Source organism: Bacteroides sp. D2 (assembly GCF_025147085.1).
Taxonomy (GTDB): Bacteria; Bacteroidota; Bacteroidia; order Bacteroidales; family Bacteroidaceae; genus Bacteroides.
This window is the reverse complement of the sequence record NZ_CP102261.1, coordinates 3,844,628-3,860,354: the sequence shown is the minus strand read 5'-3', so window position 1 is coordinate 3,860,354 and position 15,727 is coordinate 3,844,628. Positions and strand designations below refer to the sequence as shown.

Annotated in this window: 12 protein-coding genes; 1 reads left to right on the top strand and 11 read right to left on the bottom strand. The window is 38.7% G+C overall.

Features of this window, described 5'->3' with window-relative positions:
• Positions 1-75 precede the first annotated feature (75 nt).
• The 11 genes from NQ505_RS13580 to NQ505_RS13530 all read right to left on the bottom strand — a co-directional run bounded on the left by NQ505_RS13580 (position 76) and on the right by NQ505_RS13530 (position 14,773).
• Positions 76-1,347, bottom strand: coding sequence for a histidine-type phosphatase (locus NQ505_RS13580; protein ID WP_004325428.1), 1,272 nt, complete (start codon positions 1,345-1,347; stop codon positions 76-78).
• A gap of 36 nt (positions 1,348-1,383) precedes the next feature.
• Positions 1,384-2,589 (bottom strand): MBL fold metallo-hydrolase, encoded by a 1,206-nt coding sequence (locus tag NQ505_RS13575; RefSeq protein WP_232293052.1) that lies wholly within the window; start codon positions 2,587-2,589, stop codon positions 1,384-1,386.
• Positions 2,590-2,691: 102 nt separating this feature from the next.
• The gene (locus tag NQ505_RS13570) at positions 2,692-3,543 is read right to left on the bottom strand and encodes an endonuclease/exonuclease/phosphatase family protein (RefSeq protein ID WP_004325426.1); all 852 of its coding nucleotides are present in this window, start codon (positions 3,541-3,543) and stop codon (positions 2,692-2,694) included.
• 9 nt (positions 3,544-3,552) lie between these two features.
• A complete protein-coding gene (locus NQ505_RS13565) occupies positions 3,553-4,476 on the bottom strand; it encodes a fibronectin type III domain-containing protein (RefSeq protein ID WP_004325425.1) in 924 nt (307 codons plus the stop codon).
• Between the two features lie 22 nt (positions 4,477-4,498).
• Positions 4,499-5,917, bottom strand: a complete 1,419-nt coding sequence (locus NQ505_RS13560; RefSeq protein ID WP_004325424.1) for a RagB/SusD family nutrient uptake outer membrane protein — start codon at positions 5,915-5,917, stop codon at positions 4,499-4,501.
• Between the two features lie 19 nt (positions 5,918-5,936).
• Positions 5,937-9,275, bottom strand: coding sequence for a TonB-dependent receptor (locus tag NQ505_RS13555; protein ID WP_004325423.1), 3,339 nt, complete (start codon positions 9,273-9,275; stop codon positions 5,937-5,939).
• 170 nt (positions 9,276-9,445) lie between these two features.
• Positions 9,446-11,005, bottom strand: coding sequence for an ATP-binding protein (locus NQ505_RS13550; RefSeq protein ID WP_008648506.1), 1,560 nt, complete (start codon positions 11,003-11,005; stop codon positions 9,446-9,448).
• A 76-nt stretch (positions 11,006-11,081) separates the two neighbouring features.
• Entirely contained in the window at positions 11,082-12,041 is a 960-nt protein-coding gene (locus tag NQ505_RS13545; RefSeq protein WP_009000814.1) for a FecR family protein, read from the bottom strand.
• A 63-nt stretch (positions 12,042-12,104) separates the two neighbouring features.
• Positions 12,105-12,701, bottom strand: coding sequence for an RNA polymerase sigma-70 factor (locus NQ505_RS13540; RefSeq protein WP_009000813.1), 597 nt, complete (start codon positions 12,699-12,701; stop codon positions 12,105-12,107).
• A gap of 212 nt (positions 12,702-12,913) precedes the next feature.
• Positions 12,914-14,218 (bottom strand): outer membrane beta-barrel protein, encoded by a 1,305-nt coding sequence (locus NQ505_RS13535; protein WP_004302283.1) that lies wholly within the window; start codon positions 14,216-14,218, stop codon positions 12,914-12,916.
• A 6-nt stretch (positions 14,219-14,224) separates the two neighbouring features.
• A complete protein-coding gene (locus NQ505_RS13530) occupies positions 14,225-14,773 on the bottom strand; it encodes an RNA polymerase sigma factor (RefSeq protein WP_004302282.1) in 549 nt (182 codons plus the stop codon).
• Between the two features lie 175 nt (positions 14,774-14,948).
• Between NQ505_RS13530 and NQ505_RS13525 the strand changes: the two genes are divergently transcribed.
• Positions 14,949-15,671, top strand: a complete 723-nt coding sequence (locus tag NQ505_RS13525) for a NigD-like protein (protein WP_004305817.1) — start codon at positions 14,949-14,951, stop codon at positions 15,669-15,671.
• Positions 15,672-15,727: the final 56 nt, after the last annotated feature.

Genomic DNA, 15,727 nt, shown 5'->3' with positions numbered 1-15,727 from the left:
ATAAGCAATCATTACTTACTTCCCGGAATGGTGACTAACATTTTTAAGACCAGTTTTTGTATATTACTGTTTCTTTCAATGGACAAAAGTAGCCAATTTATTCCTATAATATCTTTCCACCTCTTCCCAATGATAATAGGGTACTAGCTCACTTGCAAGCGGAAGTTTCATTTCTTGTTCATTGAGTAAAATTTTCACCAAGATATTATCATTTCCTTTCTTACGGTAAAAAACGAACTGAATATTACAAGCTTTTGGAAAGATACGATAGTTACGCCATATATCTGACAATTTATTTATATCAGTAGTCTGATATGCACAATCACCTAATTCCAATAAACAAGCCAAAGGAAGTAGACAAGTCTCGTGCCCGAAGCGCAGGGTAGCACTATTCTCTTTTTTCACGACGCAAGTATCTGCAGTATTCAGTATATTCTCAAGCAGGTTTGCTTCCACATAAGGCATCTTACCTTGAGTGAGCGGAGACGGCCCGTAGTCAATATACCAATTCAGATTGCTGATTAGCCATAAATCATAACACTCTTCTTTGGTAAAAAGAGAATAAAGATCAAGGTCCGTGTCGTGACTTTGCGTAATGGCTGCCAGTTCAAACAAATAACTCATCAACTTGCCAGCATCCACTTTCCACTTTACATAATTATCGTTATTAAAAAGAGACTTCATCAAACGTTCGGGATGGAGATGCTCTTTCCGAAAAGCTGCCTTTACAGCAATCACTTCATCTTCCTGACGCTTCTTTTTGAAGTATTCATTTCCATAATTCATATAATACATATCATAAGAAGTAGCCTCATCCTTGATTCTCAACTCCGGATTCAGAGATTGCAATTGCAAGCACTCAGCCGTCATAGAGAGTATACAGCGGATAACGGTTGTAGAACGTGCATCCACCTCTGCCGCTCCCTGAAACACTTCAGGAAAGTTATTGTACATTCTTCGGGCAATTCCCCTGTGTTGACGGGCACCTAATGGAGTCAAATCACCATATCTATTTTCTGCTCCGCGCGCAAGGCTGTCTACAAGCCAGAGGGCCTTCTTGCCTAAATCTGTAAGTACTCCGTCTTTCTCTGCTTCGCGAAGAATTGCCAACGGCTTCGTATAATCATCAGGATTCACTCTATAACGGGAACCGTGACGAGCATAATGGCTTAGGTAGAACGGTTTATACCCCTTGGGTGGGGCAGTCATTGTGAAATGGGGATCAGGATAGGCATAATGGTTGGCTGCCGAGCGATGTATGTCTTCAAATATTTCATCTCTTGCTATCTGTGCACTTATACTAAGCACAAGGCAACAAAGGATTGTCAACAAAATAAAACGTTTCATACTTTCTTTTTTTAATAAGTTTAAGATACCACAGAATTATTCACTAGAGTAAGGACCAAACCTGTTCGATATAACCAAGTCTGTTTTCCGGGCATCCAGCACATATACTTCATATTCCCCGTCCGGATATACTCTTATCACAATGTGCCCCTGTTTTGCTTTCAAGCTACGGGCAAACCAAGGACCAATAGCTACCCCCGTTTCATCATCATAGTAAGTCATAAAAACATCCCTAGGCTGCGTTCCGATATTCTTTGATAACAACCGTTGCCCCACTTCCGCTCCCGGATGATCGGTACTCCATGATTGAGCCACTACTACTTTAGGATCGAGCACTTCGAGAAAGTTCCGGTTAGTGGCATCCCGATTGCTATGATGATTGAGCGACACTGCCGACACCTTTCCTATTATGGGTGCCATAGGAGTTTCTATATCATACCATTCCGCATGGTCTTGGTCTACCAAACCAGAATTATCCCCTCCCGCATAATACTTGAATGCGCCATATTTCACCACAATAGCCGTCGACATTTGGTTTTCACTATACTTGCCATTTTTTGCCATCAATTCTTCCTTGGTAAACAGAATAGTCGTTTTTTTACCTTCCCCTGTCCACAACCGATTATTCGATTTTATATTCCTGACTTCAAACCCCGGATAAGATTTCGGTTCTTTCTTTAATACAAATTGCGTATTAGAGCCTATGTCGAACTTTTCGACTTTCAATCCGTTGTGTTTTTCCTGATAGTTGAGGAACTCCAATAGGTTCAAGAAAGTAGGCAAATCTACTCCATCATTCTTTGATCGTAAATCCACGGGGAATTGGTAGTCAGGATAATCCCTATCAACATACATTTTGATAGGAATCACATCTCCGACTTCCGTCAGCCCCGTAATACGATATCCGTTTTTGGAAGTTCCAGTGGCCTTCTGAACATCACCATAATGATCGGAATGAAAATGGGTCAGAAGAAAATAGTCAATCACTACATCCTTTCCCAATAGATTTGTCACATAATTAATGATAGACGAACCGGGCGTATAACTACTATCCGGAAATATCGGAACTGCATGCATCGGTGCATACTTAGCGGCATATTCCTTGCCATCAAAATCACCGGCATCAATCATCATGGTCGTTCCGTCAGGAAAAATCAGAAAAGCGCAATTCCCCCGCCCGGTATTGATGTGATGAATATCAAGGTATCCTTTCTCCCATTTAGGGAAAGGCGGTATTGTCATTTGAGCCTTGATTATACAACTAAAAACGAGTAAAAATATGAAATTAACTATTTTCTTTATATCCATCGTTCTATCAATCTGTTTATAAATTACTACTGTACTTTATTCTCCAATAATTATTTTACTCCATAGAAATGGATGATCTGAAAGACTAATGTCTTTTTTAAAAATGCTATATGCGATTTCCGCTTTCATACCAGAATTCTTATTGATTAATATATTATCAATCTGCCCATATTTGTATTTATCAATATATTGTTCAGCATCTTCCACATCATCCCATACACTCTTAAAGCCTGAATTAAAGATGTATTGCATGGCATTAGTTTCCGGCAAATCATTGAAGTCGCCCATGACTATGATTCTTTTACTAGTATCTTTCATCAAAACAACATCTACTAAATTCTTCATGACAGAACCTTCAACTACTCCTGCGCTACCCGGAATATGCAGACTATAAAAGGTTAGTTCCTTATTTTTAATCTTGGTTTCAATCCGAATAGTCGATGAATGTGTCCAACCTTTTCCCTCCAAAGCAAATTCTTTTGACTGCAATATAGGAGTTTTACTCAATATTACTTTGTATTTTCCTGCATATTTTCCAGTTTTATCCTTTCCCCATTCAATCCAATGATTTCCGGAGGATATATCACCGATATAAAAATATTCCATTCCCAAAGCTTTACCTATTATTGAATAAAACTCTTCAACTCCGGAATTCTTATCAATCAAAATGGGACATTCTTCCAATGAAAGAATATCTAAATAAAAAGACTTTAGACTCAATGCTATTTCTTCCGCTGTCGCCGTTTGCCCTACATCCACATTAAAAGTTCCGACACGAATAGAAGTATCTATTATAGGGGGGATTTTTTCCTTATCATTCTCCGGAGTATCACTACTGCATGAGAATATAAAAGGCAATATTATAAGCAAAATATTCAGATATTTCATAGCTATTAATTATTTAGAATCAGACCCTCTATCATTTAAGATATCATCTACTGATGGATTGTAGGCATTACCTTCACAATGATAACTTACTGTAGGCAGACTGGTTAATATTGGTTTTAATGCGGAAAGGTCAGTTAATTTTTCATTACCTTTGTCTGATTTGTTTCCACTTCTTATCCCTATATTAATTAGTTTCACTGCCGTAAGCCCTTCTAATCCATTCAAGTTTGTAAGGCTGGGATTTCCCATAATATAAAGATTCGTCTTTATTTCACTTAAATTTTTCAGACCGGTTATTGAAGTCAACATTGGATTATTTCTCAACCAAAAATTACCGCCAATCTTCTTTAGATTTTTTAGAAAATCAAGATTTCCCAGAAGACTATTACCATCTACCTCAAGGTTTGTACCCACCTCGGTAATGTTTGCAAGCATAGATACATCTGTAATATCACTGCCTGATGTCCCATTTCCAATTCGTAATTTACCGGTCACAGAAGTGTATTTCAACTGTAAATTATCGATTGCCTTTTGATTTGGCAGCAGCAAATCGCCTACATAAATATGTTCTATCACTCCTTCTTTCTGTGGAATCGTTACATTAACCGTACTTGCAAGAGAACGTACATTTGCATTATTCACCCAATACAAATCAATCTCGTAGTCCGTGCCCGGTTTCAACTTTTCAATTGAATATTTAGTTATAGCAGGATCAACGATATCAATCAGTCCGTCTCCGGGATTATATACAATGACATACTTCTTTACTTCCCCGTTTGGTACATCCCATGATAAAGAAATACTTTCTTCAAATACCTCCGTTGTCAACCCTGTTATCGGATCTGGTTGATTTATCCCGTCTTTATCATCTCCACATGAGGCTAACAATAAGGACATCGATAAAATAATGATGAAGTTTAAAATATCTTTCATGACTCTATTTTTATTTTTTATATTAATATTCCGGATTTTGTTTAATAACGACAGGATTTGCATTAATCTCGCGTTGCGGTATAGGATATACTAATTGATAATCTTTCACCGTGAACTTACTGCTCTCCTGGCTGCTATTATTCATTGTTTCGACAGCAGTACCTGTACGAATCAAATCGAACCACCTATGGTTTTCAAAAGCGAGTTCCAATCTTCTTTCATCCGCAATGGCTTTTCTGAAACTTGTTTGATCCGGCAAATCGTCTGAATCATAAGTAGATACTCCTGCGCGCGAACGTATACTGTTCAGAAGCGTAAAGGCCTCACCTGAATCGTCACCCGTATATCCTATTTCATTTAAAGCTTCTGCCAGCATAAGAACTACATCCGCATATCTTAAAACTATTACATTTATATCAGAATCCTGATCCTTAACGGTAGGACCTACATATTTTTTTGCATATAATTTATTGTTGCTGACTCCGATTGTTACATTCTTGCGCTTGTCATCTGAAGAATATAAATCGTACAATTCTTGTGTCGGTATATTCTGGTTGTATACAGCTCCCACAATACCCAATGTCGGACCTTCGCCTGTAGGTGCAAACAGATTAGCCAAAGCACTTCCCTCGTTTTCTAAGTTTGAGGTAAAGTTAACTTCAAAAATGGATTCTTCATTGTATTCATTATCCGGACCGAATATTTGTGAATAATTTTTCACCAAAGCATATCCTTTTACGTTGTGCAGTGCTTCCACAGCTTCCTGATACTGCTTCAATGTAAGATATACTTTTCCCAAAAGCGTATATGCCGCCCCTATAGTAGCCCTTCCTTTCTCTTCCTGAATAGCAGGCAATCTTTTGATCGCTTCTTTCAAATCGATAATTACCTGTTCATATACTTTAGACTTATTTTCACGACCGACACTTAATAAATCTGCGGGGTCTTTAGTTTCGGTAAGAATCAACGGAACATCACCAAACAGTCTGACAAGATTAAAATAATTAAGTGCTCTTAAAAAGTAGGTTTCTCCTATAGTAATTGTTTTTAGGGGTTCATCCATAGCTATATTGTCTATCCGCTCAAGTAAAATATTACAAGATTGAATTGCTTTATAACAGTCAGTCCATGAAGCTTCTATGATGCTATTGTCTGTTGCTACCTGAAGTATCTCAAATTGATAATACACACCTCCACGCACTGTGGCAGACGTTTCTTTCGAATTATCAGAAGGAACTTCCATCAGGAAATGGAAATTTTGTCCATATTGGCCGTTTGATTGCAGAAAAGCATAAACCGAATTTAATAGCTGTGTGAAATCTTCGGGCTTAGTATAACTATTTTCTTTAGTCGAACTGGAAATAGGATATAAATCCAACATATTCGTACAAGAAGTTATAGTAAAAATACCACTAATGAGAATAAATAATATTTTTTTCATAATGCAATTTTTAAGGTTGTTAAAAACTAATGGAAGCACCTACGACAAAATTCTTTTCTGCAGGATATTGTCCTAAGGTCACACCAGCGTTAAGTGGATTTGACGAGCCTTCACTTTCGGGATTCAGCCCCATGTATTTGGAAACAAGAAGCGGGTTTTTAACCGAGACGTAGACTCTTACATTAGTCAAAAAGGTTCGCGTTAACCACTTCTTATCCAATGTATATCCCAAGGAAATATCCCTTATTCTAAAGAAACTTCCGTCTTGCATCATTAAGTCAGACTCTCTGCTTAAAGTATTCGAGTTTGACCCGGCTTTTGCGTATTTTCCGGGCTTATCAGGACTTATCCATCTGTTGTTATAATATTCCTTGGACATAACAGACCAAATTTCACTACTTAAAATGGTAGTAGGAAGGTCTCTGTTTATAACATCAACACCGTAAACTCCCTGTATCGTTATACCTAAATCAAAATTCTTATAAAACAATTGAATGTTTCCACCATAAGTAAATTCGGGGTGAGGATTACCGATGATTTCCCGATCTTTTTCCGTTATGGTATTATCGCTGTCATCAATGTTTTTGAAAATATAGTCACCCACTTTTTGTGAGTCCCGATAATTAGGTAAAGATTTCAGTTGCTCTTCGTTTTCAAATATACCGATGATCCGATAACCATACAATGCTCCGATGGGATGACCTACTTTTGTGATATTTCGTGCCGTAATTATTTCATTTTGATTTGCCCCCAATGACAATACTGTATTCTTATTGGTCGAGAAATTGGCAGAGATCTGATAATTAAAATCTTTGATATGGTTCTTGAATGAAGCTGCAAATTCAAAACCTTTATTCCGAACACTACCTACATTCTGTAAAGAGGTAGAATAACCGGAATATGCAGGTACCGGCACTTCAAGTAGCATATCGCTTGTTTTCGATACATAATATTCAAAGTTTAAATTCAGCGCATTCCTAAATAAGCCAACATCAAGTCCGACATTAACAGTATTATTTTTTTCCCAGGATAAGTTGGCATTGGGAGATGTGTTTGGTCTCATTCCGGCTACCAGATTGCCATTGAAGTTATATTTAGCGCTACTCATCAGAGACAAACTGGAGTAATTACCAATCTCATCATTTCCTGAAATACCCCAACTTATACGTGGTTTTAATTCACTAATAATATCATTTTTCGGAAAAAAGTTCTCTTCTGATATTCTCCATGCGGCAGAAAGTGATGGAAATAGTCCAAATCTGTTATTGCGTCCAAATCTCGATGAGCCATCCATACGTAAAGCTGCCGTAAAAAAGTATTTCTTCTTATAGTCATACTTCAGTCTTCCAAAATATGAGAGTAACGCCCATTGATAACGGGTTGCAGAAGCGGTGTTTATAGTAAGAGCCGCATTCAATGTGGGGATATCATCATTAGGAAAGTTTTCCGCATCAATAGAGTTATTATTTGTCGTTTCTTTTTGGAATGACATACCACCCAGTATTTCAAAATCATGTTTTCCCCAACTCTTGTTGAAGGTTATTGTATTTTCAGACATCCAGTTGAAGGTTTCATAGGTAGAAGACGCAGCTTTTGCTACAGTCGGAGCGGCTTGCCTATAAGCGCCAATCGTAGATGGTCTATAATACTCGGCTCTGTTGGATATAAAATATCCTCCAACATAAGTTTTGAACGTAAGACCTTTAAGTGGCGTATAAGACAAGTATGCACCACCTAGAATCTTAAAGTTTTCAACTTGATTGGTCGTTAAGTTGGCAGTTGCAACATTGTTCTCCACTTCTGCCATACCTCCATAATTTTGAACCGCATGGATCTGTTTGCTTATTGCATAAGATCCATCGGGTTCATATACCGGGAAGAATGGATAGGAATTGTAAATCCCCATTGATAAAGGAGACTCTTCCCAGCCTTCCGTTATCTTATCTTGCATAGAATAATTGGGATTTAAATTAATTCCAAATTCAAATTTGTTTGATAGTTTTGATGTCAAATTTACTCTGCCCGAAATTCTTTCGTAGTCAGAACCGATTACTATTCCTTTTTGTTTGTAGTAACTGCCTGAAACAAAATAAACGGTTTGTTCATTTGCGCCTGAAACCGATAACTCATAATAATTTGTAGGTGCATCTCTAAATATATGATCTTGCCAATTGGTATTTACCAATCCCTGTTGATGCTCTAAATATGGCTTTATAAAATTGGGAATTTCTTGATTCTTATATTGAAAAGCTTCAGCCATCAATTCGGCCTGCTGATATGCATCTACAAGATCATATTTTTTCTCAACTTGTTGAACACCATAATATGTGTTAAATGTGTATTGTGCCTTACCAGCTTTCCCCTTCTTTGTAGTAATAAGAATTACACCATTTGCAGCTCTGGAACCATAAATTGCTGCAGAAGCTACATCTTTCAGAACGTTAATGCTCTCTATATCATTAGGATTGATTGAATTCAGTCCCACATCATCCGTCACCGGTAAACCATCTACAACAACCAAAGGTGAACTTCCGGAACTAATGGTTCCAGTACCTCTGATAGAAATCTGTGGATTGCCACCCGGTGCTCCACTTGCTTGTTTGACATAAATTCCTGGCATTCTTCCCGCAATAGCCTGTCCGGGATCACTATAAGATATGCTTTCAAAATCTTTAGACTTAACTTGGCTGACAGCGGTTGATAAATCAGATTTCCTTTCCGTTCCATAACCAATTACAACCACCTCATCCAACAATTCAGAATCTTCTTTTAATACAACTCTTGCCAACTGCTTGTCCTTCGCCGAAAATGTCAATGCGCCATAGCCAACAAATGAAATAGCAACCTTTGAATCTTCCTGAACATCAGTTAGAGAATACTTCCCTTCCAAATTGGTTATAGTACCTAACGCCGTTCCAACCACCGTAACACTCGCACCGATAACAGGTTCACCTTTCTCATCTACTACCGTTCCGGAAACATTTATATTCCGCTTCTTCTCTTGTTCTTTACGAATCAAAACGATGATATTTTCTTGCTCCTGTTTGTAAGTGAGTTCCATTTTGCCTAGAAGTTGCTTCATGACCTGCTGAATCGTTGCATTCTGTACATTCAACGATACTTTCTGATTTAATTCAGGAAGATTCTCATTGTAGAAGAATTTGTAATTACTTACTTGCTCGATTTTCTTTAAAGAGGCTCTTAAAGAGATGTCTTTTACATTCACCGTTATTTGAGAATAAGCGGTAAAAGAGACGCTTAAAAACAATAGCAGACAAAGAGCCCGCAGTGTTTTCCAGTTCTTACTTCTCCCTGCATTTGTTCGAGGGAATTTCTCAAAGGTTGTTCTGTTTTTCATATATCAAAACTTTTAAGTTGTTTGATAGGTATACAGACTGTCATACTCGCTCGTCCAATCGTCTATCAGACTTTAACTCTCGTTAACTTATTCAATTCAGAGAACAAAAAAGCCATTCCAAAGAAGCGGGCTCCGGAATGGCTCTATTCTATATTTTACTCAATAAGTAATTATACTACTTTGTATTCACCAATATTACGTTCTTCAGCATTAAAGGAGACACCGACTTTAACCAGCTCACGCCCGTCTGTTTGATAAGGTAACAGATATCCTTTTTCATCTATTTGTTTCAGAGCTTCGTCTACTGTTCCTTCCAGCTTAAACTCAAAAACATAAATACGGTCTTTTGTTTCCACCACGGCATCGGCACGCCCTTTTGCACTGCGGACTTCCGCATCTACATATTGTCCCATCAACTTAAAGACAAGATAGAAAATAACCTGATAATGACGTTCAGTCTTTGTATTCAATTCGTAGGGAATGTCGGCAAAGAATGATTTCATACGTTCCATAAAAGAATGAACGTCGCCCGACTGAAGTTCACGGACAAACTTAACGGCGTTAAAGTCCGTTTCATCAGAAGAGATGGGGGTATAATAGGGTATCAGGAATTTAAGGAAACCATATTTCACCTCGTCATTCGGGAAGCCTAATGTATATAGGTTCAATGATTTATCGAAATTTTTAATCGTCAAATAGCCGCTTTGGTAAATCATCGGAAGAGGATTCTTTGCTTCGGCCCGATATTCGGCAAAGCCGGAACTACCGACTTCCAAACCGTCTATGAGTAAACGTAAGTCATAATCACTTTGTTTCAACAAGTCTACAAGATAGGTAGGGGTACCGGTCTGGAACCAGTAATTATCAAACATTAATCCATCAAAAACATTGAGCACACTGAAGGGATTAAACAATCCATCTTCGCTATATGTAAAGTGATATCCATCGTACATCGCTGTCATTTTATCGACAGTATCGTCAAAAGACATCTCCTGTACTTCTGCCAAGCGCTCCAACTCGGGAGTAAATGTGGATACTAATTCCTTTTTAGTAATACCGCAGATATTGGCGTATGGAATCTTCATACTTATATCATTCAGCTGATTCAAATCACTGAACACACTTACTTGGGCAAATTTTGTGACTCCTGTCAGGAAGATGAACCGAAGATAGCGGTCGGAACTTTTCAGTACACCGTAAAAGGCTTTCAGGATACGACGGTATTCATCCAGCAGGTTCTCGTCTAAAAGGGCTTGCAGCAAGGGTTTATCATACTCATCTACCAATACCACAACTCCTTTTCCTGTTTTCAAGCAGGCTTGCTCAATGACATAGCTAAAACGTTCTTCAGGACTGCGGTCTTTTTTCTCATCGCCATAGACGGCTTCCCATTTTTCCAAATATTGGTTTAGCATGGCAACCAAATCTGCCGCCGTCTCATATTTCTTCGCATTCAAGTCAAGATGCAAAACCGGATATTGCTCCCATTTCTTCTCTAACTTTTCAATTGCCAAACCCTCAAAAAGGTCTTTACGACCCTGAAAATAGGCTTCAAGAGTAGAAATAAGCAGACTTTTGCCAAAACGACGGGGACGACTAAGGAAATAAGGCTTTCCCGTATTTATTATTTGCCATAAAATAGATGTTTTGTCCACATAAAGATAATTCCCTTGGCGTATATCTTCAAATGTCTGTATCCCTATCGGCAATTTGCGCTCTAATGTATTCATTGCATCTTCAAATTAGTGTACCACAAATATAGATGTTATTCGATGAATAAACAAAGATACTCTATGAAAGTTCCACTTATTTCTCTTTCAAAACTATCACCGAACCGTCCATTTCATAATAGAAAGGTGAAGTTAGCATCAGAATATTCAGCGCATTCTGTATGCCGCCTCCCGGAATGGTTCCGGTGAAATATTCATTAGGTAGTTTATTGGAGTCGAAACGAATCTCTACGTCATAAATACGTGAAAGAGTTTTCATGATATTTTCCAAAGATTCTTTCTCAAAGTACATATTTCCTTTCGTCCACTCAATATAGTCAGTCGGATGCACTTGAGTGGCTGTTATCTTATGAGTGGCTTTATTATATTCTATTTTGTCGCCGGGCTTCATGATATGCGATATTTTCTGCGCATAGACCCCTACTTTTCCTTCCAAAAGAACGACTGTCACGTCTTTGGCATCTTCATAGGCAGATACATTAAAAGAAGTACCGAGCACTTTCACTTCCAAATCACCGATTTGCACAATGAAGGCGTGTTTCTCATCATGGGCTACTTTAAAATAGGCTTCACCATTTAGTTGCACACGACGCACATTTTCTCCGAAGTTATTCAGGTAACTTAATTGGGAAGCTGAATTGAGAACAACATTTGTTCCGTCCGGCAATTCAATGGTTGCTTTATCTCCTTTGCCCGCTTTCACAATAAAGGGTGTTTCTGCCGTTGGAGAAGAATCTAAAAGATAGTAAGTGAAGAAAGCGACACAGACAGGTAATAAAATGGCAGCAACCCATTTCCAAGGGATGATACGGAGGGGGCGCACTTCCTTGCCCAAAGTCTCTTCTTTGATCCGGGCAAAAAGTTTATCACGCAACACTGGGTTCATGGAGGAATCCGATCTCTCAAACTCTTGTTCCCACCAGTCATGCAACTGACGGTCATTCTTTATCCAGTCTGACAGTTCTTTTATCTCGACATCCGTGATCGTTTCTTCGAAATATTTTTCAATTAGCTCTTTATAATGTGTCTTATCCATCTTTCCACTTATTTACAAGTATACATTTTCATCCTACTTCCCATCCAAAAACAAGTATTACTATTACATTTCATTAACAAAAAAGGCCAACAAAAGGGTAATTACCTTATCATAATGCTTCATCAACTGTTCACGCATAAATTTCACAGCCAAAGATAATTGGGTAGCAACCGTACTTTCGGAAATTCCCATGATTTCGGCTATTTCTTTATTTGTGTAATTCTGCCTTTTGCTCAAAATGAATATTTTCTTCCGTTGCGCAGGCAGTTCTTCGGCAAGAGAATCGATATACTCATTCAAAAAGCGCAGATCAATATTCTCTTCTGTCTGTGAATCACAGTCTACGCTACTTTTCATGAGATATTCATTGTAAACATACTCTACGGTCTGACGCTGATACATATTCATCAATAAGTTTTTGGCAATCGTACAGAGAAAAGAGATAAACGAGGAAGCCGGGTCTACTTTTTCATGCACTTCCCATATACGAATGAAAGTGGCTTGCACCACTTCTTCGGCCATATATTGATTGCCGGAAGAGAGTCGCATAATGAAATTGTACAGTTTGCCACTATACATATTATACAATCTTTCGAATGCCTGAAAGGAACCGCCTTTTAAGTCGATTAATATATGTTTTTCATCTGTAGAATCTACCATATCTTAGAATTTTGCAACAAAGGTATGCAGCCATAGGTCATAAACAGGTGACAATATTATTAATATTTTCTCAATTATCCGACTTTTCTGAAGAAAAAGATAGTAAATAGCAAATAGTAACGCCATCCGGTCAGGATAATGACGCTATCCAATCAGGATAGTGACGGTATCCGAACCGGATGGCGTTACTATATTTAGTGAGGTAATTCGTACTAATAAGTCAGACGAACACCTGCTTGTATGTTGAAGTTAAACGGATTCTCTTTACGTATAGTCTGTATATCGGAGCCATCATTGAAATAATAAGCAACACCCGGTTCCACGTAAATACCCAAACGTTTCGTTGCATTGATCTGCGCACCTACACCACCGGATACCGAGAACTGCAAAGGCTTCACTGTTTCTTTTTCAGATCCTAGCTTTCCATAAACACATTTCTCAACCATACCTCCACCGGAAACATAAAGAGTGACAAGTTTCTTATCCAGGAAGTTCCAGTTGGCACGCAACGGAATACCGATATAATGCAGTTTCTGCTCTATCTGTTGTTCTTCACCTGCCAGTTTTGCATCCGAAGAAAGCAGCGTATAAGTCAGTCCTGTCTCAAGAGAGAATCCTTTAGCTAAACCTTTACGAACGGACAATCCGAAAGAAATAGGCTGATGATGTTTAATGTCAACCACCTGTTTTGCCTGACGCAGGTAAGGTACTCCATCTTCGAAAACCAATGTTTGGTCATTAGGAATCGTCTCCATCAGACCGTTGGAAACTGAAAGCATACTCACACGTGACATATAAGCATGAGATCCGGCACCTACTTCTGTTGAAGCACCTCCTGAATTTCCTACCGAAAGTCCCATTGACCATGTTCCCTTTTGAGAAGATCTTTTTTCTGTCGGAATATGAAGTTTGTCTTTACCGGAAGGACGACGCGGTCTGTTATTCGATCGCTCTGTATCCTGTGACTGTCCCTGACTGACATCTGTATTTTCTGCCTGCTTCGGTTCATCTTTTACATTTTCAGTTTCTCCATTTCCTTTTACATTCTTATCTTCCTCACTCAAAGAGTCTTCTCCATTTCCTGTTGAAAGTTTATTTTCATTACCGATCCCTAATGGATCTACACCTGTTTTCTGCTCCGTATGATTCCTGTCGACTTTCGCCAAACGATCTTCGCGAGTTACCGGCCGTAAGACAGGTTCCACAGCAGTTCCCTGCATATCCGGTTGTTGCACACCCGGCAATGCATCGGGCGTGGAAGCCAATGCCGGAGTTTGTATATGACGTATTTCATCCGCAGCGGGTGTCCCTAGAAAATACAGACTTACTGACGAAACGACAGCTAATATTATAATAGCTGCAGCAGCCATCATCCATTTTCGATAAGGATATATTTTCTTCTCCACAGGAGGCATAAGTTCTTTCTCCAGTTGTTCCCAACCGGAAGCAGGCGCCGGTTCGGAATAATCCGCAAGCTTCTCCTTCAACTTATTCATCCACAATTCTTTCTCTTCCATCTCTATCTATCCATTATGCATTATCCATTCTTTTACTCTTTTTGCTAATACACTCTTCGCACGAAACAGTTGCGAAGCTGAAGATTTTTCATTGATACCTAATACCTGTGCGATTTCTTTATGCGATTTGTCTTCAAATGTATAAAGATTGAACACAGTACGATAGCCGGCGGGTAATTCTTCAATAAACTGCATCAACACATTTTGTGGTATCGCTTCTACATCGGAAGCATCCGGCTCTTCATATTCTTCGGGCAACTCTTCCAAAGGTGTCGACTGATTAATCACATCATTTTTCCGAAGATACTGTAAAACTGTGTTGACCATCACCCGTTCCATCCAGGCTCGCAAAGAGCCTTCACCCCTCCAGGTGAACTTATCGAACGAATCGAATATCTTTAAAAAACCGTCGTGAAGCAGATCCTGGGCTGTATCCCGGTCGCCGGTATAGCGTAGACAGATGCCAAGCATACGCCCCGCATACTGTTCATACAGTTCCTTGCGGGCCCGATTATTACCCAGCCTACATTGTTCCGACAACTCTATTTCTTCCATTCTCTTATACACGTGTTTACCTTATAAATGCAGCAAAGATAGAAATACTGCATAGAGAGAACAACTCTTTTATCACTTTTGTTTCTTTAACAGATCCGAATGCAATATTTTCTATCCTCTTGCATTTTCACTACAGAAAACATAAATATTATAAAATCTAAAACCTAGTAAGTATATGAAGAAATTTAAATTCATTGCCTTTATCTTTGCTATTATGACTACCATGCCGATTCTCCAGTCATGCTTGGACGACGATGATAATTCGTCCGATCTTCTGGCTATCAGCACCATCAATATGATTAGCCAGGATAGCAAGGAATTTTATTTCACTTTGGATGACGGGAAAAAGATGTATCCCAGCAACTCACAAGGATGGAACAATGAAGATTGGGTGGAGGGACAAAGAGCTTTTGTGATATTCAACGAGTTGGAAGAGCCTGTGAATGGATACGACCTTAATATTCAGGTGAAAGGTATCAATCCAATCTTAACCAAAGACATCGTCACAATGGGTGAAGATGACAACGACGAAGAGAAAATCGGAGATGATAAGATCAACACGACTTATATGTGGATCAATAAGGATAATAAATATCTGACGATTGAATTCCAATATTACGGAACACATAGTGAAGATAAAAAACATTTCCTGAATCTGGTGATTAACGACAAAGAAGAGACTGCTCCCACTGCTGACGAAGGCAATGCGGAGGACGAATATATCAATCTGGAATTCCGTCATAACAGTGAAGGAGATGATCCTCAACGTTTGGGTGAAGGATATGTGTCTTTCAAACTGGATAAGATTAAAAACCGGATGGAGGGGAAAAAGGGACTAAGAATTCGTGTCAACACCATTTATGGCGGGCCGAAAACTTATGAAGTGAAATTTCCTTAGACAACTAATCTAATGTGAACATGCGAAACACACTCTTTTTTAATATAATATATTAA